This is a genomic window from Paraburkholderia sp. BL25I1N1 (assembly GCF_003002025.1).
GTDB lineage: Bacteria > Pseudomonadota > Gammaproteobacteria > Burkholderiales > Burkholderiaceae > Paraburkholderia.
Map to the genome: position 1 here is coordinate 113,854 of NZ_PVZB01000014.1, position 23,937 is coordinate 137,790.

At 60.0% G+C, this 23,937-nt stretch carries 35 protein-coding genes and 1 pseudogene; 11 read left to right on the forward strand and 25 right to left on the reverse strand.

Going from position 1 to position 23,937, the window contains the following annotated elements; translation table 11 throughout:
• Positions 1–10: 10 nt before the first annotated feature.
• The 4 genes from B0G73_RS40105 to B0G73_RS21715 are packed head-to-tail and all read right to left on the reverse strand — an operon-like array spanning position 11 to position 1,520.
• Positions 11–286 (reverse strand): hypothetical protein, encoded by a 276-nt coding sequence (locus B0G73_RS40105; RefSeq protein WP_146144216.1) that lies wholly within the window; start codon positions 284–286, stop codon positions 11–13.
• Positions 279–608, reverse strand: coding sequence for a S24 family peptidase (locus B0G73_RS21705; protein ID WP_181196616.1), 330 nt, complete (start codon positions 606–608; stop codon positions 279–281). The genes B0G73_RS40105 and B0G73_RS21705 overlap by 8 nt, the downstream gene beginning before the upstream one ends.
• The gene (locus B0G73_RS21710) at positions 605–1,111 is read right to left on the reverse strand and encodes a hypothetical protein (RefSeq protein ID WP_106283341.1); all 507 of its coding nucleotides are present in this window, start codon (positions 1,109–1,111) and stop codon (positions 605–607) included. Before B0G73_RS21710 ends, B0G73_RS21705 begins: the two co-directional genes overlap by 4 nt.
• Positions 1,112–1,160: 49 nt before the next feature.
• Positions 1,161–1,520, reverse strand: coding sequence for a hypothetical protein (locus tag B0G73_RS21715; RefSeq protein WP_106283342.1), 360 nt, complete (start codon positions 1,518–1,520; stop codon positions 1,161–1,163).
• 131 nt (positions 1,521–1,651) lie between these two features.
• Here B0G73_RS21715 and B0G73_RS21720 point away from each other — a divergent pair, with 131 nt between their 5' ends.
• The 3 genes from B0G73_RS21720 (at position 1,652) to B0G73_RS21735 (ending at position 3,344) form a co-directional block, all read left to right on the forward strand.
• Positions 1,652–1,885, forward strand: a complete 234-nt coding sequence (locus tag B0G73_RS21720) for an Arc family DNA-binding protein (protein WP_106283343.1) — start codon at positions 1,652–1,654, stop codon at positions 1,883–1,885.
• 293 nt (positions 1,886–2,178) lie between these two features.
• Complete coding sequence (locus tag B0G73_RS21730; RefSeq protein ID WP_106283345.1) at positions 2,179–2,415, forward strand: hypothetical protein; 237 nt, start codon at positions 2,179–2,181, stop codon at positions 2,413–2,415.
• 128 nt (positions 2,416–2,543) lie between these two features.
• Positions 2,544–3,344, forward strand: a complete 801-nt coding sequence (locus B0G73_RS21735) for a hypothetical protein (RefSeq protein ID WP_146144217.1) — start codon at positions 2,544–2,546, stop codon at positions 3,342–3,344.
• Between the two features lie 49 nt (positions 3,345–3,393).
• On the opposite strand, the gene B0G73_RS21740 is transcribed toward B0G73_RS21735, so the two are convergent.
• Entirely contained in the window at positions 3,394–4,074 is a 681-nt protein-coding gene (locus B0G73_RS21740; protein WP_146144218.1) for a hypothetical protein, read from the reverse strand.
• 115 nt (positions 4,075–4,189) lie between these two features.
• On the opposite strand from B0G73_RS21740, the gene B0G73_RS21745 reads away from it, so the two are divergent.
• Positions 4,190–4,603: a PH domain-containing protein gene (locus B0G73_RS21745; RefSeq protein ID WP_106283348.1), complete on the forward strand. Its 414-nt coding sequence runs from the start codon at positions 4,190–4,192 to the stop codon at positions 4,601–4,603.
• Between the two features lie 159 nt (positions 4,604–4,762).
• On the opposite strand, the gene B0G73_RS21750 is transcribed toward B0G73_RS21745, so the two are convergent.
• The 17 genes from B0G73_RS21750 to B0G73_RS21820 all read right to left on the reverse strand — a co-directional run bounded on the left by B0G73_RS21750 (position 4,763) and on the right by B0G73_RS21820 (position 14,019).
• Positions 4,763–4,942: a hypothetical protein gene (locus B0G73_RS21750; RefSeq protein ID WP_106283349.1), complete on the reverse strand. Its 180-nt coding sequence runs from the start codon at positions 4,940–4,942 to the stop codon at positions 4,763–4,765.
• A gap of 8 nt (positions 4,943–4,950) precedes the next feature.
• The gene (locus tag B0G73_RS21755) at positions 4,951–5,952 is read right to left on the reverse strand and encodes a hypothetical protein (protein WP_106283350.1); all 1,002 of its coding nucleotides are present in this window, start codon (positions 5,950–5,952) and stop codon (positions 4,951–4,953) included.
• Positions 5,939–6,250: an AlpA family transcriptional regulator gene (locus B0G73_RS21760; protein ID WP_146144219.1), complete on the reverse strand. Its 312-nt coding sequence runs from the start codon at positions 6,248–6,250 to the stop codon at positions 5,939–5,941. The genes B0G73_RS21755 and B0G73_RS21760 overlap by 14 nt, the downstream gene beginning before the upstream one ends.
• Positions 6,251–7,126: 876 nt before the next feature.
• A complete protein-coding gene (locus tag B0G73_RS21765) occupies positions 7,127–7,486 on the reverse strand; it encodes a hypothetical protein (protein ID WP_106283351.1) in 360 nt (119 codons plus the stop codon).
• Entirely contained in the window at positions 7,480–7,803 is a 324-nt protein-coding gene (locus B0G73_RS21770; RefSeq protein WP_106283352.1) for a hypothetical protein, read from the reverse strand. The genes B0G73_RS21765 and B0G73_RS21770 overlap by 7 nt, the downstream gene beginning before the upstream one ends.
• Positions 7,800–8,207, reverse strand: a complete 408-nt coding sequence (locus B0G73_RS21775) for a DUF5681 domain-containing protein (protein WP_106283353.1) — start codon at positions 8,205–8,207, stop codon at positions 7,800–7,802. The genes B0G73_RS21770 and B0G73_RS21775 overlap by 4 nt, the downstream gene beginning before the upstream one ends.
• 121 nt (positions 8,208–8,328) lie before the next feature.
• On the reverse strand, positions 8,329–8,991 hold the full coding sequence (locus B0G73_RS21780) for a phage baseplate protein (RefSeq protein WP_146144220.1): 663 nt from the start codon (positions 8,989–8,991) through the stop codon (positions 8,329–8,331).
• Between the two features lie 248 nt (positions 8,992–9,239).
• Positions 9,240–10,001: a hypothetical protein gene (locus tag B0G73_RS21785; RefSeq protein ID WP_146144221.1), complete on the reverse strand. Its 762-nt coding sequence runs from the start codon at positions 9,999–10,001 to the stop codon at positions 9,240–9,242.
• A gap of 87 nt (positions 10,002–10,088) precedes the next feature.
• Positions 10,089–10,232 (reverse strand): hypothetical protein, encoded by a 144-nt coding sequence (locus tag B0G73_RS40595; RefSeq protein ID WP_181196617.1) that lies wholly within the window; start codon positions 10,230–10,232, stop codon positions 10,089–10,091.
• On the reverse strand, positions 10,229–10,606 hold the full coding sequence (locus B0G73_RS21790; RefSeq protein ID WP_106283454.1) for a hypothetical protein: 378 nt from the start codon (positions 10,604–10,606) through the stop codon (positions 10,229–10,231). The genes B0G73_RS40595 and B0G73_RS21790 overlap by 4 nt, the downstream gene beginning before the upstream one ends.
• Positions 10,603–10,821 carry a hypothetical protein gene (locus B0G73_RS21795; RefSeq protein ID WP_106283356.1) on the reverse strand — a complete coding sequence of 73 codons (219 nt, stop codon included), beginning with the start codon at positions 10,819–10,821 and terminating at the stop codon, positions 10,603–10,605. The genes B0G73_RS21790 and B0G73_RS21795 overlap by 4 nt, the downstream gene beginning before the upstream one ends.
• 154 nt (positions 10,822–10,975) lie before the next feature.
• On the reverse strand, positions 10,976–11,395 hold the full coding sequence (locus tag B0G73_RS21800; RefSeq protein WP_106283357.1) for a hypothetical protein: 420 nt from the start codon (positions 11,393–11,395) through the stop codon (positions 10,976–10,978).
• Positions 11,396–11,398: 3 nt separating this feature from the next.
• On the reverse strand, positions 11,399–11,728 hold the full coding sequence (locus B0G73_RS21805; RefSeq protein ID WP_106283358.1) for a helix-turn-helix domain-containing protein: 330 nt from the start codon (positions 11,726–11,728) through the stop codon (positions 11,399–11,401).
• A 9-nt stretch (positions 11,729–11,737) separates the two neighbouring features.
• Positions 11,738–11,941, reverse strand: coding sequence for an AlpA family transcriptional regulator (locus B0G73_RS21810; RefSeq protein ID WP_106283359.1), 204 nt, complete (start codon positions 11,939–11,941; stop codon positions 11,738–11,740).
• Between the two features lie 91 nt (positions 11,942–12,032).
• Complete coding sequence (locus B0G73_RS21815) at positions 12,033–12,515, reverse strand: hypothetical protein (protein WP_106283360.1); 483 nt, start codon at positions 12,513–12,515, stop codon at positions 12,033–12,035.
• 91 nt (positions 12,516–12,606) lie between these two features.
• Positions 12,607–12,783 carry a hypothetical protein gene (locus B0G73_RS40600; protein ID WP_181196618.1) on the reverse strand — a complete coding sequence of 59 codons (177 nt, stop codon included), beginning with the start codon at positions 12,781–12,783 and terminating at the stop codon, positions 12,607–12,609.
• Positions 12,784–12,786: 3 nt separating this feature from the next.
• Positions 12,787–14,019, reverse strand: coding sequence for an integrase arm-type DNA-binding domain-containing protein (locus tag B0G73_RS21820; protein ID WP_106283361.1), 1,233 nt, complete (start codon positions 14,017–14,019; stop codon positions 12,787–12,789).
• A 584-nt stretch (positions 14,020–14,603) separates the two neighbouring features.
• Between B0G73_RS21820 and B0G73_RS21825 the strand changes: the two genes are divergently transcribed.
• Both B0G73_RS21825 and B0G73_RS21830 read left to right on the forward strand, forming a co-directional pair.
• Positions 14,604–15,404 carry a hypothetical protein gene (locus B0G73_RS21825; RefSeq protein ID WP_106283455.1) on the forward strand — a complete coding sequence of 267 codons (801 nt, stop codon included), beginning with the start codon at positions 14,604–14,606 and terminating at the stop codon, positions 15,402–15,404.
• A gap of 16 nt (positions 15,405–15,420) precedes the next feature.
• A complete protein-coding gene (locus B0G73_RS21830; RefSeq protein WP_106283362.1) occupies positions 15,421–15,834 on the forward strand; it encodes a DUF4279 domain-containing protein in 414 nt (137 codons plus the stop codon).
• Positions 15,835–16,362: 528 nt separating this feature from the next.
• Here B0G73_RS21830 and B0G73_RS21835 read toward each other — a convergent pair.
• The 3 genes from B0G73_RS21835 to B0G73_RS21845 all read right to left on the reverse strand — a co-directional run bounded on the left by B0G73_RS21835 (position 16,363) and on the right by B0G73_RS21845 (position 18,518).
• Positions 16,363–16,767, reverse strand: coding sequence for a RidA family protein (locus B0G73_RS21835; protein WP_106283363.1), 405 nt, complete (start codon positions 16,765–16,767; stop codon positions 16,363–16,365).
• Between the two features lie 180 nt (positions 16,768–16,947).
• Positions 16,948–17,178 (reverse strand): hypothetical protein, encoded by a 231-nt coding sequence (locus B0G73_RS21840; RefSeq protein ID WP_106283456.1) that lies wholly within the window; start codon positions 17,176–17,178, stop codon positions 16,948–16,950.
• Between the two features lie 119 nt (positions 17,179–17,297).
• Positions 17,298–18,518, reverse strand: coding sequence for a Bcr/CflA family multidrug efflux MFS transporter (locus B0G73_RS21845; protein ID WP_106283364.1), 1,221 nt, complete (start codon positions 18,516–18,518; stop codon positions 17,298–17,300).
• A gap of 258 nt (positions 18,519–18,776) precedes the next feature.
• Here B0G73_RS21845 and B0G73_RS21850 point away from each other — a divergent pair.
• The 5 genes and pseudogenes from B0G73_RS21850 (at position 18,777) to ribBA (ending at position 23,890) form a co-directional block, all read left to right on the forward strand.
• Positions 18,777–19,261, forward strand: a pseudogene (locus B0G73_RS21850) (hypothetical protein).
• A gap of 138 nt (positions 19,262–19,399) precedes the next feature.
• On the forward strand, positions 19,400–20,683 hold the full coding sequence (gene hemL / locus B0G73_RS21855) for a glutamate-1-semialdehyde 2,1-aminomutase (protein ID WP_106283365.1): 1,284 nt from the start codon (positions 19,400–19,402) through the stop codon (positions 20,681–20,683).
• 71 nt (positions 20,684–20,754) lie between these two features.
• Positions 20,755–21,924, forward strand: a complete 1,170-nt coding sequence (gene ribD, locus B0G73_RS21860) for a bifunctional diaminohydroxyphosphoribosylaminopyrimidine deaminase/5-amino-6-(5-phosphoribosylamino)uracil reductase RibD (protein WP_106283366.1) — start codon at positions 20,755–20,757, stop codon at positions 21,922–21,924.
• 15 nt (positions 21,925–21,939) lie between these two features.
• Positions 21,940–22,554 carry a riboflavin synthase gene (locus B0G73_RS21865; RefSeq protein ID WP_106283367.1) on the forward strand — a complete coding sequence of 205 codons (615 nt, stop codon included), beginning with the start codon at positions 21,940–21,942 and terminating at the stop codon, positions 22,552–22,554.
• 199 nt (positions 22,555–22,753) lie between these two features.
• The gene (ribBA, locus tag B0G73_RS21870; RefSeq protein ID WP_106283368.1) at positions 22,754–23,890 is read left to right on the forward strand and encodes a bifunctional 3,4-dihydroxy-2-butanone-4-phosphate synthase/GTP cyclohydrolase II; all 1,137 of its coding nucleotides are present in this window, start codon (positions 22,754–22,756) and stop codon (positions 23,888–23,890) included.
• Positions 23,891–23,937 lie beyond the last annotated feature (47 nt).

Here is a 23,937-nt window from a genome sequence, read left to right on the forward strand (position 1 = left end):
GTGACGTCCTCTAGCTCGCGCCGAGCGGTTCTGTCGACAAGCGCCACAACGTCCACACTTTTGCATCGTCATCGCCAAGCCGAATTCTTCCCGACTCGACATCTGCCGAGAGCCGACTGAAATTCGTTATCTGGCTAGAGTGAAGCAAAGCGTAGGAGAGCCACCAAAACGCTGTTTTTCCGCCTTCGTCTTCGACCACCAAACACGCCGGACCCTGAGCGTCGCCGTCGATTGCCCAGGAAATGCCTGTGGCACGATAGGTCTTCGGAACAGGAGTATTAGCCATTGCGAACCTCCGGCAATCCTAACTGGTCCAGCAGTTCTGCCAGCGAGCAGAAGCAACGTTGTACGATCGGATAAACGCCGGCAACAGCATTGCGCGGCATGATGGCAGTGGTATCGGGCGTGTACGTATAGACCTGCAGACTCTCTTCGTTCATGCTGACCAGTTTGCGAATCAGGTAGCCGCCCGCAGAAAGCGCGATGACCACATCAGCATTGGCGCGGGGCACCTCATCTTTATCGAAGATGACCGATTCACCTTTGAACATCCGAGGGCTCATGTCATCGCTGTGGACCGCTACGGCGTACCGGGATTGGATGCTCATAATAGTTCTCCGCCAGTCCGAATTGGATATTCAGCCTCATGCTCGAGCCACGCCGTCAAGTCGCCAGGATGCAGTTGGTCGACGCACGCACGCAGGGCGAGGACTACCCGCGTAAGGCCATAGCCGTCGATATGTTCGGCTCTGCGCAGTGTTTCAGCCACGCCGAGCGACCTGAGAATGCCGAACTGGTCGTTGAAGTGAATGACGGCCGCCCCCTCGTCGCAGCCTATGTTGTCGCCCTGCCAAGTGAAATATGCCGCCTGCCGGACGCAAGTAATTGTCGCTTCAACAGGGTCTCCCTCGTCGAAATGCATCAACGCGCCGTCTGCAAACTTGCTCGCTTTCTCGTGGCTAGTGAACAGCCCGTACTTTTGGCCGGTCGACAACGACAGCCTCCAACGTGTCGGACGCCATTCGCTATAGGCGATGTATGTCGCCATGGATGCCGACAACGCACGAGGCGAGAGTTCGACGCTGGCGGGAACGCTAATAACTGTAGACATGATGTGTCCTCGATTTAGGTTTTAGGGCGCACCGACGACCGGTGCATGCCTACAGTACGCCCCGGCCGATGACGACCAATGACGCGCGTCGCGGCGTCGGCGCAGGCTTGCGGCGCAACCGGCGATGCGCGGGGCGACCAGGCGCCTGGAGAGCCTTGCGCACCTGATAGTGGACGTCGGACGATCGATCCGCGATCTCCTTCGCAATGCGTGCGGCGAAGCCGTCACAGAACTCACGCGCACGCTCCGCGGCATGCTGCGGCTGATCGCACGTCGCCAGCAGTTCGGCCAATGCGCTATCGCGGTAGTCGGCCATGCTGGCGCTCGGGCAAAGCAACCAGCGGCGTGCGGCCTCGGCGCCGGCTGCAGCGCAGAACGACATAACGGGTTTGACGTTGCTCTTGTCCATGGAAATTCCCCTATGAGATCGGTAACCGGGTGATCACTCCTGCTGTTTTCTGAGCATCGGAGCGCCGGTCTGACTTCAATGTAGCAAAGTGCTACGTTGATAGCAAGCACTTTGCTATATATACTTCGTTTATGCCAAGTGAAGACATCCAAACCAATCTCAGATTGCCCATCGATCTGAAAGAACGGCTGAAGCAGGCCGCCGACGCCAGCAATCGATCGATGAACGCGGAGGTGGTTGCGCGCCTTGAAGAGAGTTTCAGCGGCGCTGTAACTGGGCCAATCGACGAACACACGCTTGACCTCTTCGCGGAGAAGGTCGGCCAAGTGTTGGACGAGCGCGACAAGCGCCGCAAGAAGGCGTAGACTCCGCCAAAACGTCTTACCGCCATAGCCCGCCTTGAGCGGGCTTTCGCACATTCAGCTATCGAAAGTGAGGTGCGAAATGGCAGGTACAGCGCGGCGCCGGGCGGACCGGGCGCGAATCAAGAAAAATCGTGGTTTTTATTGGTGGGGACGCCGGCTGAGCTCCGAGGAACTCGGCAAGGTCGTCGATACACCTACCCCTTGTAGCTGCTGGATGTGTGGCAATCCGCGGCGCCATTTAAAAAAGGACAAGCTCACGGTGTGGGAGCAACGCTGGTTTCAGGAGGTCGACGATGAGTCGTAGCAAGCGCAAGACGCCGATCATCGCAATGACAACAGCGGTCAGCGAAGCATGGGAAAAAGCGATGTGGCATCGGCGCCATCGCCGTGAGGAGCGCGCCCGGCTGAAAGTTGAGGCCGATGGCTATGTCCCGCGCAGTCACCGCGAGCACTCAAGTCCGTGGACAATGGAAAAGGACGGCAAGCTGTACTTGGGATCTGAGGCCGATCCCAAAGAGATGCGAAAATGAGGCCAGATGGCGGGCTGATGGCGGGCTGATGGCGGGTAAAACCGGGCCGCACGCTCAAACGCGTTGATGTGCTTTAGGCAGCGGCGGAGAAAAGGTCCGCCGACCATACAAATAAAACCGGGGGCGCCGTGAACAAATCGCAAAGAAAAGGCATCCCGTCTCCCGCAGGGTGGGGAGATGACGCGCTATCGCACTTCCAAGAAGCCGCCTCGCTGAACGAGCAAGCAATGTTCGTTCACGCGCCCGCATGGCATAAAGCGCTCAGCAACATCGCTTCCGATCTGTCGCGATGCACCGGCTACGCGATGTCGACCTTGCTGAATGTTGGCGATCCAGCCAGTCGACTGTTATATGCGTCTGCACACAATCAATACTTGGCAGCGGCTCGCATGGCATCGTCTGGACAGGCGTTGGCGGCCTATCCATTGGGCCGAGCTACTGTTGAATCATCGTTGTATGGCTGGTATCTCGAGTCTGACCGTGACGCCGCCGCCCGGTGGCATAACAAGCCTACAGACAGGAAACTGCTTGGCGTCTGGAGCAACGAGTTCAAGTTCTCAACTCTTGCCGCAAAGCTCACACAGACGCACAGCGATGGAGTCCAGTGGGCAAAATGGCTGCATCAAACAGCGATTGATTTTGGCGGCCATCCGAACAAGGAGGGCGTGTACGCCAATATGGATAGCCAGCGCGCAGATGACGGCTCAACGAAGCTGCAGATGAAGTTTCTGCATGACTGGAATGCCGCGTCGCTGCTCGCTAATAAGTTCGTTATTGAGGCCGGCATGTTCACGCTTAGCCTTTTTGCCATGAGCTTTCCGGATGCCGACGCAGCATTAAAAATTCGAAATGCGACGGCAGCCCACGCTCTCGCGCTTCGTTCACTCGTTGACAGTTCTGGCGCGATTATGAAGCGCGATGGCGCCTAGACTGGCGGAGTTGCGCCCAAACGGATTGGTCGCCGCCCAGGGCGAGCGATCAGGCACGAGGCGCACCAGCGCTCACAAGTGACTCGACCTCACGCCAAGCCCTTTGCGTGACGCTGGCAATGTCCGCTCTACCGTTTTCAGCTTGGCCGACTATCTCGCTGATTCTTTGCATGCATCGCCGATATCCCCCGTCGTCTTCGAGCGCGAGGCGACCCAATGCGATATCGTCTACCAAATTAATCGTCCGCTCCAACGACCTTCGAACACGCATAAAACCTGCTGCTGCCTCGTACGCCTGAAGGTCGAGCACTGGAACTGCCTTCATCGTCTCATGCACATCGCGCGCCTCAGCTAGCGAATAACTATGGGCGTATTCCGAGGCCGAAGATTGATCTCTTAAGGCCGAGCATGACATGTCGATCAAGCCCAGCGCATCGTCAACAATAGCTTGGACGACCGCAAGCCGGCGCCATCGGCTACGCAATTCGGCCTCTACTTGCTGACGTCTTTGATCTTGCGAAAGCCCAATGGCAATCGAAATTGAGCCTATCACGCCTATAGCCTGCACCCAGGCTGCCCAATCCCCACTTGTTTTCGGCGTGGTCCAGTAAAGCGTGAACAGGATGGCAGCCAAAGAGACTTTCAGCCAGTGCTTTATTATGAATTTGCGCATGACAAACCTTGTTTTTTCGCAATCGTGGCATGCAATGAAACGCGAGCGAGCGGTCACGATTCCTCTCCGTTCGCGGCGAGCTAAAGTAGTCGAGGCTCGGTGCCGATATCCTATTGTGGACCGCGTTAATCTTCGCGTTTCCTATAAAACAAATCTCACAATCGGGGAAAGTATGGCAAATTACGTAGAGAAAAATCTTGTCTCAGGCGAACAGATCATCTACAAAGGGCAACTGAGCCTTTGGCATCTTGCACCGAACATCATCGCTGGCGTGTTGTTGTTGCCTGTGTTCGGCCTTGGCTTGCTGGTTTTGCTTGGCGTGCTCATCCGCTACAAATCGACTGAACTAGCAATTACAAACAAACGGATTGTCGCAAAGTTTGGCTTCATTCGGCGCAGCACGGTAGAAATTGGTGTGCGGAAGATCGAAAGTATTCAAGTCCATCAGGGTATTCTGGGCCGGTTGTTTAATTTCGGATCGATCGTGATGGCCGGCGCAGGAAACCCGCAAGCGCCTATTCCGGGCATCTCCCAGCCAATGGAGTTTCGTAAGCAATTCCTTGAACACCAAGAAGCGGCGGCGTAATTTTCAGCACTTATCGGCGGAGCCAGTCTCCGCCGTACCGCCTTGCTGGATGCGACTCATGGGCCTCCTTGGCGTCCAAACCCACCATACACCCGCCCTAGGCCCCATTAAAAGCCGCCCGAAAGCGCCCCATCTGAACGCATCGGGTCGGCTTTTCGCTCACTCCGGCGTCGGTAGACCTAACGTGATCGTGCCGGTCAGCAACCGATTCCACCACGCTTTGTAACGGGGGTCTGTTGCGTCGATTAGCCCCTGGAACTCCACAGCGTCGAGCGGCTGCGGAGACGAGAAGATTCCGATCACAACTGCATTGGTGTCGTCTGCAAACTGAGCAATCATCGGTCGCCTCAAAACTCGAAGGAGTTGGTAGAGATTGTGAACCCGGGTGTACCAGTGCTGTTCGACGACTGCTGATAGATCGTCTGCGGCGCAATGACTGCGACCCGGAACGGAATGGCTTGTGAAGCACCTGATTGGATATTGCAGGTGTTGTATTGGCCATCTAATCCGGCGATCGAAGTCGGCGTAAGCACTTGCGAAATTGCGCTTGCAGCCGTGCAGCCCAATTGATTAAAGCCGCTAATAAAACGAGCATTAAACGGAATCAGGGTTGACGTACGCGCAATGGGTCCCCCAACAAAAGTTGAACCGGTCAATAGATTGCCACCACCCCATCCCACCCGCCGATCTATCTGCGCAAATGGCGCAAATTGCGTTGCTGTTGCGCTCACCGGCGCAATGCCGATCAGTTGTGCGCCCCACGTGTAACCTGCGGGAAGCGTCACACTTGCAACCTCGGGCGCTTTCGCGGCAGTCGCGTCCGTCGCAAAAGCGCCAACGCCGGAACTGCCGATCGCTGCGTAGATCGCCGCGAAACCGTTCGCTGCCGGTGCCGTGCCCACAACACCGCCGATTCCCGATCCACTTAGGTTGACCGACTTGCTGAAGCTGCCAACCTGATATGCGAGTCCGCCCAGTGCGCTCTTGATCAGGATTTCGTCAGCAGTCCATGTCGCCGTTGTGCCCTGCGTAGTAAGAATGGCGTTGAGATTTCGTGCTGTACCGGCAATCGCGGCAGAATTCGCGTTGATAGCGGCAGTCAGGTTAGCCAGCAGCGTCGCAGTCGTACCGTCGTCAGTGGCGTTCTGCCCGGTAATATTGACGATGAACTGGCCAAGTACGGCTGCCATGATGGAACTTTGGCGTAGCACCTTATTGACCTGAATCGATTGCGCTACGCCGGACTGAAAGCCGCCAGAGAGCAGCGACGTTAGGGCTGCATAGGCGCTTTGCGGCAGGACGTTCGCTGCGCCGCCATTCGCGAACGGGAGGAAGTCATTCGTTGCCATTCACTTCCTCCGGTTTCGAGAATGCGCCTTGCCCGATGCCGGCGCCTGCGGTGTCGAATGCAAATGCCGGTGCAACCGACGATTTCAGGTAGCTTCGGATCTCGCCGACGTTGTAGCGCTGCAGGCCGAGGACGCCAACGGGCGGCGGGAGGATGCCGTCCGCGATGCGTCGGCGGATGGTGACGTCAGAGACGCCTAGGAGAGAGGCGAGAGTGCCGACAGACACATAGGCCGAGTCGGGCAGTAGGTCAAAATTCAGCACGGCAGCATCGACGCCGGCTGCTTGCGGGTTAGTCATTGTTCGCTCGCGCAACAGCTATTCGCGGGCTGAGTGTTTCTTTGTGCGTTTGCTGCCGCTCGTGGTCTAAAGTCTCAGCTTGAGTACATTTGATTGCCTCAGCCTGTGACAACCGGCTAACTCAGGATTGGTTATGGCGGGGATGATGGCGGGTAAACGGATTCGATACGGTGCAGCGCCGCGACGGACGCGGACAAGCGGCGGACCGATGATCCGCCGCTCTCTCAATGGTTTCCATCGCGAAGAAAGCCGTAGATAATCGGCGCTGCGCGGACTTCGGCGCCAGGAGATCAAAATGAAAAAAAGCTTTGTCGGGGTTGGAATATTGGCCGCTGTGTGTACATGCCACGGGGCCTACGCAGCAGACGCTGCTGCAAAGGGAATGGACCTGGTCGACGGGGCGATCGTCTGCCGCTCCTATGACTTGGCCGCTTGGCTTTACGGTCAAGTGAATGTGGCTCGGCACGCGCAGCGAACACTATCACCCGAACAACGCCGGCAGAGGGAATTGATTACCGGGGATGACATCGGGCAAGAGCCGCGCGTGGAAGACTGGGGCTGTACGTTTGTGCCTGCAGGCACCCCGCTCGCCGTGGAACCCGGAAATAGCGTGCCAGTAGTATCGGGAAAACTATCAGACGGCCGTCGATTCGAAGGAGTGACACTGCCAACGATGGTCCAGCGCTGACCGCGTTCGATGACGACTGATTTTGCGACACGTGTCACGGACTATGAGGTTGATCAAAAGTGCAACGTTGCACCATTGGGCGCCCGCATAGGACTCCTCACCGCCGCAGGGGACGGTATGGGTGCCGGGGACCGGACTCGAATCGATCCAGCGCTGCGGCCGAGTCCGGCGACCGCAGCATCATCGCTTCAGATCTTCTCGTCCAGCGAAAGAAGCATCTCGACGAAACCTCTAGCATCAACGCCAACCCGGGTAAGTTCTTCGAGAGGTAGGGCGGCCAGCACGGTCAGATCCTCGGCGGTCTCAGTGCCGGCGCGCAGCCGGCGGCCCAAATCAAGAATTTTGTAGCTCGACGACTGGTAGCCAACTGTGCAATAAGAGAATGGGCCAGTATCGACGCGGCTCCCTTCATCGGGCGGTACGGCACGGTGCAAAGCGTCATGAAGCCGCCGCACGGCCTCCGCTAGGCCCGGGTAAGCCTGCTCGATCGGATCAACAGGCGATCGTGCCTCGAGCACGGCGATCCGTGAAAGTCTCGACTTCACCATATCCCGTCCTCCTCGGCAAACTCGAACTCACGGATCGCGCCAGCCGCGAGGCGTACCCGATACCGCTCCATGATGCCGCGCTCCCAATCATCTTTCGGCTCCCGCACGCCCCCGTCGAAGTCGATCATCAACTTGCGGTAGTACCACGCGATCCCACGCTGGAAACGCATCCCTGCCTCTGTATCACTGTCGGGCACGTCTTCGCCTAAGCCCAGCCTCACCATGTGTTCGTATGCCTCGTCCATGCCATGAGGCACGCGTCGCGGGCCCATGCTGAACTCGAGGCGCCTTAATCGATCCATCAGTTCACGCTTCATTGCGCGCCCCGCGCTTTTTCCAAGGCGGCGATCCGCTCTTCTAGTTCGCTCACTTCGATGATGCGAGCCAGACCGGCTAGCGATTGCACCATTGCCGCACCTTGGCTCGGAGTGATCCGACCATCGGCCACGGCGCGCAGGATAGCCGAGCCTTGCTCGCTCAGCGGTGCGTCGTCGGGTAGATCAAGCGTTACCCGCGCCTCTTCGGCTCGGAGCGTCGGAATGGCCCGCTCGATCAGGAGTCGGGCCGCCTGCATGTCGCCGCCTTTCGCGGCGTCGATCAGGTTATCGACGATTCCAGGAATCTCGTCGACGATTCGTGACCGCAGCGCGTTCGCTTTGTTCTTCGTGCCGCGTGGTCGTCCTTTCGGGTTCCCCGATCGGCCTGGCTTAAATTGCGTCATCTGTTCTTTTCCTGTAAATATCAGGTTTATCAATGGCGGGCGCTTTGGCGGGTAGCTGATAGCTGGGCACTCCGAATCCCCGTGTGCGATTGGATAGGGGCGGAGAAACGCTCCGCTGCCGTCATTGCGGTTGCCCCGTAACGCCGCTCACCACGCGATAGGCAAGGCTGACGTTCGTCGCCTGTGGCTGCTTCACCCCGGTGTTGGTGATCGGCGCCGTTTTCTGCGGGCTCGTCATGTTTGCCGCGGGCTGCAGCTGCGTCGCGGTGGTCTGGACGATGATTACCTCTCTGCAGTGGATCGTCGCGATGAGACTGTTTTCGGTCTTCGCGTCGGTCGTCACGCTAATCGACTGGATGAGCATGTTTGTGTATCTGCGCTTGCCAGTGGAGAGATCAAACGGTGTGCGGGAAGCCTGCAGGGTGAGCAGGTTCTTGTAGACAAACTGGCTGTAGTTGCCGAATTGCAAAGATGTGACTGCAGGGACGCTGCTGTTGGTCCATGCGAGTGTGAGAGTTACCTCGGCCGGCTTCTTATACGCGTGGTCCGAAATCGAAGCGCCCTGCTCTACCGGATGGTCCGTTATCACCACTTCGTCGTGATGCCGCTCGTCGAGCGTCACGTAGGCCTGGAACGAGGCGATCGACGAAGTAATCGAACGCTTCGGGCTGAAAAATGCGCTGACGATCTCGCCACCGATTGATGCGGCGATGCCGGCGCCCGTCTGCAATAAATTAGTCATGTCATGTCCTTGTAGAAGTGGTGCCGGCCGCGGCGTTTCCATGACGCCCGCCGGCTGTCGGGGTTTTCTTCTGGGGCGGCACTCGCCGACTAATCCGCCTGGACATCTCTAGCGCTTTCCCTTGGTTCGCAAGTGCGCGCGCATCATCGTCAGGATCTCGTCGACGTCAATGTGCAGATGCTTTGCGTGGGCCCTATCGGCCGTTTTGCGACGGCGTGGCGCGCATTCTGTGCACTTCGGCGACCCTGGGCGTCGCGTGCAGCCGCAGGGCTTACGGTCGGTCGTGAAAGTCATTGCTGCGCCTCCCATGTGGCTTGCGGGTCTTCGCGCAGCGCTGCGCTATAGCCGTGCCAGCGCTTCGCCGCAGCGTCGATGGCCGGCATGTCGATGCGCATCGCGTTCTGAGCTTCGATCGATACCGGCACGTCGCTAAACCGTGCGGCGTCGATAGCGCTTGCGAGGGCTTGGTATTCAGCCTTGATGTCGATCAGACGCTTTGTCATCGCGTCGACGTCCGAGCGTTTCACGGCCATGATTGCGAGCCGCACGGCGCTCTCTGCCGACTTGTAGGCGGCGTCGGCCGCTTGCTGCTCCGTCTTCAGATGGTCGAGTGCCGATCGTGCCGTGTCGCGGCGGATCTCAGCGTTGGACACGGCGCGGCTATCGATGCACCGATCTGCCTCGAGGACCGCGGCACCCGCCTTCAGCATCTCAGCCAGGTTCGCGCCGCTCGCCTCAATCTCGTTATCGCGCGCAGCCGTCAGAACGTCGAGCTCGAGCTGGCGAGCGTCGACAAAGGCCTTTGCCCGCTCTACAGCGTGGCCGGCATGCGCAAGGCAGTCAGATGCCTTGCGATGCGCCTCGATCGCCTCCCGAAGAACCTCACGTTCCGCGCCCGGCTCGATCGTCGCCAGCGCCTTGGAAACCGCCTGTTCTGCCGCGAACGCAGCTGCTATGGCTGGTGTCATGGCGCCGGCGTCTGGCTGCGGCGCCGCATCCATACGTTCGCTGCGAAGGCCGGAAAACTGACTCCCGCCCAGCATGACCGACATAAAGGCGTCGCACTGCGCCGACGTCAAACGGCTGTGGTGCACCGTTCCGGAACTATCGACGATCCGGAAAATTGCTGGCTCTTGCATTTAGCCCTCCGTCTGCATCTGGTGCAGAGTCACAATGAGGTTGTGATGCTGGAACGTCGCCAGCACTTCGGTAACGATCGGCCACGAGAGGTGATCGGCAAGGATGCGGCCTTCCGCGTCGCGGATCTGCCAGTAAGATTTCATTGTGTACTCCAAAGTTTTAGTGGATTGATAAGGCGCTCGAAAAATGAGTGCTTGGTGCGTTCGGCGCCTTCCAGCCGCACGGCACTATCTACGTCGATTATGATTTTGGGCGGCTCTCCGACGATCGGGCTGGGCGGGATCGCCATTGTCCCGATGATGCGCACGCGATCACCGTGGCGCAGCGTTAGGACACCCGCATAGCCAGCGCTGCTTGCTCGCGTAACGAGTCGCACGCTGACCTCATTTCCCCTTGCGTCGAGCGCTATTAGTTTTGCCCGCAGCGTTCGTTGCAGTAGGCTGCGTCGGTGCGGATCATTGAACATCGTCCCCTCGATCGCCGCCCACATGCCGGAGTTGGTTTGGATCTCGCTCACCACTCACCTCCCATTCCGTTCAGGCGCTCTAGCACCTCGCGTGCATCTGCAATCCTCGCCTCGTTGAACTGCAAACGCTGGATTGCACCGACTAGGTACAGTAGGTAGTCGCGCTGCGTGAGCCGCTTCCATCTCTGCTGATCGATCGTCATAGGGCGTACCTTCATCCGGGCCGCCCGCAGCTTCTCAGGCTGTGCATCACCGATCACCGTCATGCAACACCCCCACCAAAAGCGTGTGTAGATGGCATATCTAGAGGGTCACCGTCTGGCGGTGTAGAGAGAATCCAGAAAATGGACCTGATTGCACCGTCTGGCGGTGTAGTGGAACCGGTCTCTACACCGTCTCCCGGTGCAATTGAGAGGCTTCCTACACCGCCTGACGGTGTAAGGGCTGCGTTTTCAGATAGGCACTCCGCACAAAGCCCGCGGTCGCTCCCTGGTCGTACCCGTCGAGCTTGTCCAAACTCAACCATGTCAGTGCGTACCAACTCGCCTTGTGCGGTCTGTGGCCCTTTACCGTTTCGTGGATCAGCCCGGCTTTCAACAACTCCTGCTTCGCCCGTTGGATCGTGTCGTAGGACGTCCAGCCCCGTGGCCTCAGGTGCGCCAACGTGACGATCATTCGCCCGTTGTCGTCCCCGTGAAATTGACGGGCGATCTCCAGCAACAAGGCCTTCGCTGGGTGCGACAAGGCCAAGTACGCAGGGCTGTCGAGCACCATCCAAGGTATCGGCACGAAGCCGCCGTGATCGCGACTGGAGGAACTGTGTCGCTTCGATTTGGCCATACATCACGCGGCCTCCATCATGTCGACGAGGTCGTGCTCGCGATCGATCAGGCTGTATCGAGCAACATTGCAGTGTGCGAATCCGTCGCTATCGACTGCGGTAACGCGGTGCGAGTAGATGCAATAACCGAGTTGGATTAGTTCCTTGATGCGCTGCGCCGGGTGGCTAATGCCTTTGGCGCGCAGGGCATAGGTTGTTTGCCCATCGGCCTTGAGATATTCGAGCACGCGTTTGCATTGCGCCGCGGCCGACATGTCTCTATGATTGACCTTGGTGGTCTTCTGGGTCGCGCTCTTGCCGGAGTTGCGGCCCTTTTCATTTGGGGTGGTCATGTGTGCCCCCTATGCTTGGTACGCAGCCGCGCGTGACGCGAGCCAGTCGTTGAGCTGCGACTCGAAAAAGATCGTGCAGCGCGGTGACAGTTTCACCGGTCTAGGGAAGTCCGGGATGGTTTTGGCATAGCGCCAAAATGTCGAAACGCCGATGCCGAGGTGTTCGGCGGCCTTCGAGGGGCGCAGGGCGCGCCCTTGTGCTTCTGCTGACATTCGAAACTCCTGTTCGTATCAGGTTGTTTCCCAAGACAATCTGTCTTGGTTGTCAGCAGATTAAGAATCGATTCTGAGCGAACCGGCTAACTCAGGATTGCGGTGAGTCCGCGGCAGTCCACCAGCCTTCTATCGTAGACTCCGAGAACTTTGCGTCAGAGTCGAGTTCGTCGCAGCTAATCAAGAATTTCCCGCCGTCTCGCGGACCAGGGAGTCGGATTTCGATTCCTGATATCGAGCCCTTCCCCGCTGCGTCTAGAAATTCTAAAAATGTCCGTTGCTCGCGGCGGGCCGGCCGCATCGCCTCAATAACGATCTCCCTGTGACTACGTGCGCGCTTGCGTGGGCCCTTGGCTCGGACCGATTGATCGGCGCCGCGCAGAGCGTCCAATTCTGCCATTTGCGCCTCCAGACTCTTGACGCGTCCGATCGCGCCATCTTCGACACGCTCATTTGTCTTCTGGACGACGTGCTGCAGGTCGTGAGGCCGCTTGGCGATGCGCTCTTGGAACTTGCGATTCTCCGTCTCCCAGAACTCGCGGTTCCGTTCGTTGATGTCCTTCTTTTCCGTCATTGCGCCCTCACGCAATATCCCTCTGTTAGGGACCGCGCCAACCAAGGAGGGGCTTGGCTTTCGGGGATCAGCCTAGGCGCGGTTTGATCGATTACTGCTGGCGTTCAACGTCGACGCGTATCGGTCCGAGGATCGCGCTAGCTTGTTCAATAGCTGCCTTGGCACGCGTCAGATCGTCATCCAGACCATACCTGACCGTCGCTTTGAACAGGTAGATCAGCGCAGATCCAAGTCTCATGCGTAGCAGTTCGATATCTCGTTCATCCATTGTTCAGGCCTGTCGATGGAGCGGCACGACTGACCCGCCTTTGAATGGTTGCGAGATGAAATGCGCCCAATCGTCCATCATCCGTCGACGCTTCTCAAGGACGTCGCTGCGCCAGTATGCCGCCTCAGTCGCGTCGCCCTTCACGTGAGCTAGTGCAACTTCCGCCAGCTCCCGCGGATAATTCGTCCGCTCGCCGGCCCAATCGCGGAATGTACTCCGGAAACCGTGAGGCACAGCATCCACACCTAGGCGGCGTACCATCATGAGCAGTGTCATGTCGCTCAGAACCTTACCGCGCGGGCTTGGAAAGATGAGATCGTGATCTTTGGATCGCGGCATCGACTTGAGTAGGGTCACTGCCGCCGCAGACAAAGGTACGCGATGTTCTTTCTTTGCCTTCATACGCTCGGCCGGCACGCGCCAAACATTCGCGTCCCAATCGATTTCGCTGAAACAAGCACCGCGGGCCTCGCCGGAGCGAGCGGCGCTCAGAATCGCAAATTCTAGACAGCGTGCGCCGTTGGCATCGATCGCTCGAAGCCGCGGCATGAACTCACCCATTTCCGAGATCGGCAGTGCCGGATGATTTCGGACCTTTTGGACCTTTGACGGTTTCGACAGAAGGTTCTCCAGGTTTCCACGCCAAGCCGCCGGGTTTTCGCCAGAACGGTAACCCTTCACCTTGCTCCAGTTCAGGATCACCTCAATGCGCCCTCTCAGGCGAGACGCGGTCTCGTTCTTCGTCAACCAGATCGGCTCAAGCACCTGCATAACGTGCTCGCGTCCGATATGCCGAACGTACAGCCGGCCGATGAACGGATATGCGTACGTCTCGAGCGTATTACGCCACTGGTCGCCGTGCTTCGGGTTTTTCCATTCCGAGGACTTCGCATCCATGAAGCGCTTTGCGGCGGCCTCGAACGTCATCTCGAGCGCCTGGTTAGCTTTGAGATTGCTGGCGGCCTGACGGCGTTGAAGGATTGGGTCTATGCCGGCGTTGACCTTGTCGCGCTCCGCCTGCGCCTTCGTGTGCGCGTCCTTCAGAGAGACCGCGGGATAAGAACCGAGCCCAATTTCGCGGCGCTTTTCACCCACTTTAACGCGCAATATCCACGACCGCGCATTGCCGTTGGCGACCTGCAAATAAAGACCGGGCACCTTACCGACCGGATGCATGCCCGGCTCCTTCAGCCTAGAGACAGCCAACGCACCGAGTTCTTTCGCTACTTTCGGCATCTCGCACCCACCATTGAACCCGCCATAAAAGTTGAGATTCAATGGTACGAGCAAAGACATTCAAAGACAATCTATTTCCCTATCCCTTTGCTGTATTGGCATTCTGGTTGTCTCGCCAAATCTTGTCAGGCCTCTTTATGGCGGACACCGCCTCCGCCAGAATATTCCGGAAAACCCCGTAAGGTCAGAGACTTGCGGGGTTTTTGTTTTTCAGCCCATCATTTAGCCCATCGGCGGCCACAAATTCGCCTCTGCCTCTGTCAGTGCGCGGACAGGTGTCGCTCTTCGGCCTGTTCGAGGATGCACTTGGCGAAGTGCGCGCGGCGCTCATCGAAGACAGTACACAACCGCGGCGTTGATGTTTGCAACGCGTCGATAGCCGCCATGCCCGCCTTGAGCGGGCTTTTTTGCGCCCACACCCGTTCGCGTTGCCGTATCTCTAACAATCCTCCACACAAAGACGGCAGTAGCGTCACAAGCTTGCATTGCATCCATTAACACGAGCAGGGCTTTCGTCGCATCCCGAAAACATGATTCTGCGACTATCTGCTAGGTTTATGCCGTCACACGGACAGGACAGATTGATGGCCGGCACTGAACTGAAAACAGATTCGTCGCAGCGGTGGACGATGTACAGCAAGGATACCTACGGGAGTGGGCGCATCTTCCTCACGACCGAACAGAAGCAGGCGGCCCAGGAGGGGAAAGACTTCACGTCACGTGGCTACGCCGATGTATGGGCGCGGGATGCCGCGCTCGTGCAGCGCGTGCGCTCGTTTCTCCGGCAGAACTTTCACTGGCACGAGCGGCTGGTAAAGAACGGTGCCGACCTTGAGGTCGTGCAGACCTTGCAATCAATGATCCGTGGCGGGAGTGTTGTACTCATTGCCGAGCAAGCGCGAACCGGCGGCGCCGGATCTGGTCCAGCGCCCGCACCCTATCGGTTGCAGAGTTTCCGCGAATCGTTAATGACCATGCATGGCATGTCTTACGACGCTGCGACGGCCTACATCTACCGGTACAACGATATGGTCGATAGGGTTAATGCAAGTGCGGCTAGCTATGCCAGCGGGGCGGCGTCGTCATTGGCCGGCGAAGCGAGCAATCTCGCGGAAACCTCTCCACCGCTTGGCAACGCGCAGCCGTTCGAGTACACGCCCGATGTGGTGGGCGGTGACACAGAGGAAATAGCGGCCAGCACTAACAACCCTCGCTACGCCGCAAAGATGCTTGGGTACGATCAAAACACCTTCAGCACCATGCTTCACACGTTCAAGCCAGCAAACGGATTAGGTCCAGCCGCCAACGTCATCTTTCACGACGACGGGAACGTCGAATTTAATGGTCAGATGCTAGACGACAATATTCACGACTATGCCCCATAACCAGAAGCCAACAGATATGCCTCACGCACTTGCTCACGCGACGTTCATCATTTCGGGCGATTCCGTCAGCCCTGAGTTTTGGACCTCCTATTTCAGCGTTCAGCCCAGTCGCGCGATAACGAAGGGACAGCGCTACCAGCTCCCATCTGGCAAGCTGAGCCCGCGTCCCGGCAAATTCGGCCTCTGGGCCGTTGAGAGCAAGGCTGCGGTACGCAGCAATTACCTTGGCCCGCATTTGCAGTACCTCAAGAACTATCTTTTCTTGCCCCGCGACGATTTGCATGAGTTAGTGCGCAAACAAGGGGGCAAGATGGCCGTGTGGTGCTACTGGATGAACGAGACCGGCGACCGCACGCCCGATGTGCCTGCCGACATTCGCGCGATGATGGAAGCGATGGGGGGCACCATCGAAATTGACGAGTACCGGTAGGCCCGGTTCGATCTGATGCCGAAGTGGCGGGTGTTGCCTGACTGGCGCTACGTCGAATAGTCTAGCAAAATAAAAGGCCCGCCATCATCGCGGGCCTTTTCGCGTATGCAATCGTCATCAGGCGCAGACGTGCTTCGCCCATGCTTCCATAAGTGGGCGGCGCTGCTCCAGCAAATCAGTTCGGTGATAGACCGCTTCGACCTTATTCGCGACGGTATGCGTGAACCTTATGCAACTCCATCCGCTAGTTTGACAGTGGTCTGCGTCTCCGCGTGCGTGGGCGCATCGTCCGTGCTCGCGGAGACGCCGGCAGCGCTATCCGACAATGACACCGCAACCACGTTCGGTTCGGGCACGTTGACGCACTAAGCGGTGATGCCGGCGTGAATATCGCTGCCAGCGTGAGCAAGTGCCTAGGTCAATAGACTCGTCGTTCATCAAGCCAACGCATTCACGCGGTTCGTTGAAATCACCCCCGCTGGCGAGCACGCGCAAACGCTCAAGACTGTGGCTCTTCAGTCGTCGAAGCTAAACCAGCGCGGTCGCCTCCACCTCGATCTTGAAACCGTAGTGCAATTGCGGAACAGGCACGACGGCGCGCGCAGGCCGTGCTTCACCGGCCCACCGAGCGTAGATCTGATTGAAGCTCATCCAGTGTTCGACATCGACAATGTAGACGCGCACCTGCACCAGTTGCGCGACGCTGCTGCCGGCGCTTTCGAGCGCGGCTTGCACGTTGACCAACACCTGTTCGGCCTGAACCTCGAACGAGGCCTCGGATAGCTTGTCGCCTTGCGCCGTGATCGGCAATTGCCCCGAAACGAACACGAAACCATTTGCGACCGCGACGTGACTGTAATGACCGCCCGGCTGCGAAAGCGTGGCGGGATTGTCCGTATGCGGCAGATGCGGGTCATGCTGGCTACCAGCCATGAATATCACTCCAGACTTGACGACGGCACATGACACCGCGCGCGCTTCATCCGCACGACAGCATCCCGTTTTTGCAAAAGCGATGGGCGATCACACGAGCAATCATGCAACGCGCTAGCGCTGTCCGCCCCCAGGCACAGCGTCTCGCATCAACACGCTTCTGCAAACGTGCCGCGCTCATCACACGCCAAGCATTTCCAGCTTCTCGCGCGCATCCGCGCAACGGCGGTTCAGATCGCGATGCATCAACTGACTGTCGAGCAGCGCTGATACATCAGACAAACCGAAATCAAAGCGCAGTACGTATTCGATGTCGGTGTAGTCGTGATAAGCGCCGCTGTCCGCCAGCTTCTGCGCTTCAGCGAAAGCAGCTTGTTGCCGTTCGCCGTTCATCAAATCTCTGATCGCCATGAATGCCGCTCCGAGGAACAGTGAGCCCATCATAGCAACGGAAATTCAAACGCACGGTCGCGCGCACGCAACACCTGGTGTTTACCGTAGACGCGACGCGGCTTGCGCTTCATTGGTCCTCAGACGGCAGCGACCGGCACCTTGGTCGCGTGCCACCTGACAACCAGAATCCGGCCGAGATAACACAGCAAGCCCGCCACGCCCACCGTCACGCCCATGCCCGTGGGCGAACCGTCCTGCCAGAGTCCGACCGCAAGGCTCGACAGCGCGCCGAGCGCCAGCTGCACGGCGCCGAACACGGCGGCCGCGGCGCCGGCATTCAGCGGATAGCGATGCATCAGATCGGTCGTGCAATTGGCGGACAGAAGACCGACCACACCGACCACGAAGAACAGGCCGAACACGATCGACCACAAACCGCCCCAACCGGTCAGCGACACGAGACAGACAAACAGCGATGCGATGCAGCTCACGGTCGCGGCGAAAGAAATGATCGGCAGTGAACCGAGCCGGCCAACCAGCCGCGTATTCATGAAGTTGCCGAACATGATGCCGACGATATTGAGCGCGAACAGGAAGCCGTAATGCTGCGCCGACACATGGAAATATTCGATGTAGACGAACGGCGTCGCGGTGATGTACGCGAACATCGACGCGAACGCCATGCCGCCGCACAGCATATGCCCCCACGCAACCGGATCGCGCAGCAACTTGCCGTACGCGCCGAACGACTTCAGCAACGCCGAGTGCGCACGCTTCTCACGCGGCCACGTTTCCGGCACCTTAAGAAACGCGGTGATCGCGCACACCGTGCCGAACAACGTCAGCACGATAAACACCACGCGCCAGCCGCCGAGCAGCAGCAACTGGCCGCCGATGAGCGGCGCGAGCAATGGTCCGATCGACGTGACGATGGCGAGCATCGACAGCACGCGAGCGGCATCGGTCGGGCCGTGGGCGTCGCGTGCGATGGCGCGCGCCAGCACCGAGGCCGCGCCCGCGCCCAACGCCTGGACGAAACGGAACGTCACCAGCGAGCCGATCGAGAACGACATGGCGCAGGCGATGCTAGCCAGCGCATACATGACAATGCCGCCGAGCAACACGGGCCGGCGGCCATAGGTATCCGACAGCGGACCATAGAGCAGCATGCCGATCGAAAAGCCGAACATGAAGCTGGTGAGCGTCGTCTGCGCAGAGCCGGTGCTGATGGCGAACGCCTGCGCGATGGTCGGCAAGCTCGGCAGGTACATGTCGATGGAAATCGGCCCGCATGCGGCAAGCGCACCGAGCAACAGAATCAGCCGGCCATCGGGCCGGCTTCTGGTGACGTGAGACATGGGAATCCAGATGAAGCACCGCGCCGTCATCGGCAGCGGAACAGGTGAAACGGGGAAAACAGCAACTTGACAGCCTCAATTGTACGCGACGGTTAACACGACAGCCGGGCCTCGGACCTGATCGCGAAGACGCCTGTGCGGCATCGACGATTCGCGGCAGCCACGTTGCCGATCGGTTAAGCTGCCGCCTGAACGCTGCGGGCGACGCGCGAATCTAGGCGCCGCGCCCTTCCCGACTATTCTGTACGCGACCATGCGATGACCGCATTCCTGCTGATCTGGAGCCCGAGGAAATGGCCATGGCCCGAGCTGCCCGACGTGGCCAAACGCGTGACCACGGGCGTCGCGGTCGCCGACGCATGGGGCTGCGGATTTGCACGCAGATCCTGCCGGGAGACCGCGTGTTTCTGCATCGCGTGGCACAGGAACCGAAGGGTATCTTCGGCTCTGGTTATGTCACGCGCGCGCCGTACGAGGTCCCCGATCCGGCGACGAAGCGCGGCTACCGTTTGTGCATCGACTTCGTGTACGACTGGCTCGTCGATGCACACGAAGACGTGGTGATTCCGCGTGAGATGTTGCGCACGCATCCTTTCTCCGTGCAGACGTGGGACGCGCAGAGTTCGGGCACCGTCATCAAGCCAATGGCCGAAGGGGCGTTGGAAAAGCGCTGGGCGGAACTCACCGGCAAGCGCAAGCCGCCAAAGTTCGATACGCCGACTGTGCCGACGCACAAAAAGTGAGTGAGGGGCCCGCTGCGTAGGCACATCCGGAAACCTGTTCACGCTGACTCCGGTACAATTTCCCCACCCATCCCAGCGCCACGCGACTCGCCCATAGGCGGCCCGCGCCGCTGCGCAACCCCAATTCCAGTCATCGCCATGTCCAGAAACGAAACCCTTTTTGAACGCGCGCAACGCACCATTCCCGGCGGCGTGAACTCGCCAGTGCGAGCCTTCCGCTCGGTCGGCGGCACGCCGCGCTTCATCGAACGCGCACAGGGCCCCTACTTCTGGGATGCGGACGGTCAGCGTTATATCGACTACATCGGCTCATGGGGCCCGATGATCCTCGGCCACGTCCATCCGGAAGTGCTCGAGGCCGTGCAGCGCGTGCTGGGCAACGGCTTCTCGTTCGGCGCGCCGACTGAATCGGAAGTGGAAATCGCCGAAGAAATCTGCAAGCTGGTGCCCTCCATCGAACAGGTCCGCATGGTGTCGAGCGGCACCGAGGCGACCATGAGCGCGCTGCGTCTCGCGCGCGGCTTCACGAACCGCAGCCGTATCGTCAAGTTCGAAGGCTGCTATCACGGCCACGCGGACAGTCTGCTGGTTAAGGCCGGCTCGGGCCTGCTGACCTTCGGCAATCCGACTTCGGCGGGCGTGCCGGCGGATATCGCCAAGCACACCACCGTGCTCGAGTACAACAACGTGGCTGAACTCGAAGAAGCGTTCAAGGCGTTCGGCAACGAGATCGCCTCGGTGATCGTCGAACCGGTGGCCGGCAACATGAACCTGGTGCGCGCCACGCCCGAGTTCCTCCAAGCCTTGCGGCGCCTGTGCACCGAGTATGGCTCGGTGCTGATTTTCGACGAAGTGATGTGCGGCTTTCGCGTCGCCCTGGGTGGCGCGCAAGAGGTCTACGGCATCACGCCGGATCTCACGTGTCTCGGCAAGGTGATCGGCGGCGGCATGCCGGCAGCGGCATTCGGCGGGCGGCGCGACATCATGGCTCACCTTGCGCCGCTTGGCGGCGTCTATCAGGCGGGCACGCTGTCGGGTAACCCGATCGCGGTCGCGGCCGGCCTGAAAACGCTACAACTGATCCAGGCACCGGGCTTCTACGACACGCTGACCGCGCGCACCATGCGCCTCGCGCAGGGTCTTGCCAACGTGGCGCGCGAAGCCAAGGTGCCGTTCGCGGCCGATTCTCTCGGCGGCATGTTCGGCCTCTACTTCACGGACTCGATCCCGACCAGCTTCGCCGAAGTCACGCAGAGCGACGTGCCGCGTTTCAACGCGTTCTTCCACAAGATGCTCGACGCCGGCGTGTATTTCGCGCCATCGGCGTATGAAGCAGGCTTTGTGTCGATCGTTCACGACGACGCGATTGTCGACGCCACGATCGACGCCGCGCGTGGCGCATTCGCCTCGCTCGCGGCCTGAAGCGGGCAAGACAACACACTGCTAAAACCAAAACCCATTACAGCCTAGCCACCGTACTCGACTGGACCCCGATGTTTTCGCAAACCGATTTCGTCCATATGGAACGCGCGCTCGCGTTGGCCAAGCGCGGCATGTACAGCACCGACCCGAATCCGCGCGTCGGCTGCGTGCTCGTCAAGAATGGCGAGGTGATCGGCGAAGGCTTCACGCAACCGGCCGGTCAGGATCATGCCGAAATCCGCGCGCTGAAGGACGCGCGCTCGCGCGGTCACGACTTGCGCGGCGCCACGGCCTACGTGACGCTGGAGCCATGCAGCCACTTCGGCCGCACGCCGCCGTGCGCGAATGCGTTGATCGAAGCTCAGGTCGCGCGCGTAGTCGCGGCGATGGAAGATCCCAATCCGCTAGTATCCGGCCGCGGTCTCGCCATGTTGCGCGACGCCGGTATCGAAGTGCGCTGCGGGCTGCTCGCCCACGAAGCGCACGAACTCAATATCGGCTTCGTCTCGCGTATGACGCGCGGCCGCCCGTGGGTCCGCATGAAAGTGGCGGCCTCGCTGGATGGCCGCACCGGCTTGCCTTCCGGCGTCAGCCAATGGATCACCGGTGAAGCGGCACGCGCCGACGGCCACGCCTGGCGCGCTCGCGCGTCGGCGATTTTGACGGGCATCGGCACGGTCAGGGAAGACAATCCGCGCATGACGGTGCGCGCCGTCGACACGCCGCGCCAGCCGCAACGCGTACTGATCGACAGCCAGCTCGACGTGCCGCCGGAGGCGCTAATTCTGGCCGGCGCACCCACGCTGATCTTCTGCGGCAATCTGGATGGGCGACATACCGATCGCGCCAACGCATTGCGCGATCGCGGCGCCGAGATCGTCCAGCTGGCGAACCCGGCGGGCAAGGTCGATCTGCCCGCGGTGCTGAAAGTGCTGGGCGAGCGCAACGTCAACGAATTGCATGTCGAGGCGGGCTACAAGCTGAACGGCTCGCTGCTGCGCGAAGGCTGCGTCGACGAATTGCTCGTGTATCTCGCGCCGAGCCTGCTCGGCATGGATTCGATGAGCATGTTCAATCTGAGCGCGCCCGACACGCTCGAGGGCCGCGTCAAACTGAACTTCCACGCGGTCGACCGGATCGGCGAAGATGTGCGGATTCTCGCCCGCTTCATGCCTCAACCCGCCCCCGAGGCCACGCCCGGACCCGGCAGCGATCCCGCGTCCCCACCCGTTTCGAAATGATCGAGGATTAGTACGATGTTCACAGGAATCGTCGCGGCCGTGGGCCGCATTGAATCAGTCAAGCCGCTCGGCACGGACGGCGACGCGGGCGTGCGCCTGAACGTCGAAGCCGGCGGTCTCGATCTCGGCGACGTGCAGCTCGGCGACAGCATCACCATTCAGGGCGCCTGCATGACCGTGGTCGCGAAAACCGCCCACTCGTTCGAAGTCGACGTCTCGCGCGAAAGCCTGAACTGCACGGCGGGCCTCGGCGAGACCGGCGAAGTCAATCTCGAGAAAGCGCTGCGCGCGCACGACCGGCTCGGCGGCCATATCGTTTCCGGCCATGTGGACGGGCTCGGCACGGTGACGCACTTCGCGCCGGTCGGCGAATCGCACGAACTGCGCGTGCTGGCGCCGCGCGAGATCGGCCGCTACCTGGCGTACAAGGGCTCTATCACTGTCAACGGCGTGAGCTTGACCGTCAACTCGGTTAAAGATCGCGACGATGGCTGCGAATTCTCGATCAACCTGATTCCGCACACGGTTGAAGTGACGGCGCTCAAGCGTCTGCGTGAGGGCACGCAGGTGAATCTGGAGATCGATCTGATCGCGCGCTACGTCGAGCGCATGCTGAACGCGCCCAAGTAACCGGCCGCAAGCCGGTCACGCATGGGCCGGCGGCGGCGCCCGGCCGCATTCCGCCGGTTCATGCATCCATCGTTTCAACGAGCTTAGCAACGGCGGGCGGCTCATCGCCAGTCGGCCAAATGGCCTATGCCGTTCGGCGGAGGCGACTTGGGCTCGCGCGTGGCGTAAAATACGCGCTTTCTTCGAAACTCTCGCCAACATGACGCTCGCCTCCACTCCAGAGATCATTGCCGAACTGAAAGCAGGCCGGATGGTGATCCTCGTCGACGAAGAAGACCGCGAAAACGAGGGCGACCTCGTGATCGCCGCCGAATTCGTCACGCCGGAAGCGATCAACTTCATGGCCCGCTACGGCCGCGGCCTGATCTGCCTGACGCTCACGCAGGAACGCTGCAAGCTGCTGAACCTGCCGCTCATGACCTACCGCAACGGCACGCAGTACGGCACCGCGTTCACGGTCAGCATCGAAGCGGCCGAAGGCGTCACCACCGGCATCTCGGCGGCGGACCGTGCCCGCACCATTGCCGCCGCGGTCGCGCCGGAAGCCAAGGCCGAGCACATCGTGCAGCCGGGCCATGTGTTCCCGATCATGGCCCAGCCTGGCGGCGTGCTGGTGCGCGCCGGACACACCGAGGCGGGCTGCGACTTCACCCAGCTGGCCGGGCTCACGCCGGCCGCGGTGATCTGCGAAGTCATCAAGGACGACGGCACGATGGCGCGCTTGCCGGACCTGATGGAATTCGCCAAAGAGCACGATCTGAAAATCGGCACGATCGCGGATCTGATCCACTATCGCAGCCGCACCGAGTCGATCGTCGAGCGGATTTGCGAACGCACCATGCAGACCGCGCACGGCGCGTTTCGCGCGGTCATGTATCTCGACCAGCCGAGCGGCCAGCCGCATATCGCGCTGGTGCGCGGCACGCCGTGCACGGATCAGGACACGCTGGTGCGCGTGCATGAGCCGCTGTCGGTGCTGGACCTGCTCGAAGTCGGCGAATCCACCCATTCATGGACGCTGGACGCGGCCATGAAAGAAATCGCCGCACGCGATTGCGGCGTGATCGTGCTGCTGAACTGCGGCGACTCGAAGGACCATCTGATCGACGTTTTCAAGGCGTTCGACTCGAAGGAAAGAGCCGACGCGCTGAAACGCCGCCCCGTCGACTTCAAGACGTACGGCATCGGCGCGCAGATTCTGCGTGAGCTCGGTGTCGGCAAGATGCAGGTGCTGTCGAACCCGCGCAAGCTGGGCAGCATGTCGGGCTACGGTCTCGAAGTCACGGGCTTCGTGCCGATGCCGGGCGGCAAGGCACAAGCTCCGCAACAAGGCTGATCCGATCATTCACGCGCTTCGCGCCCACTCAAAACACTACGGAATTC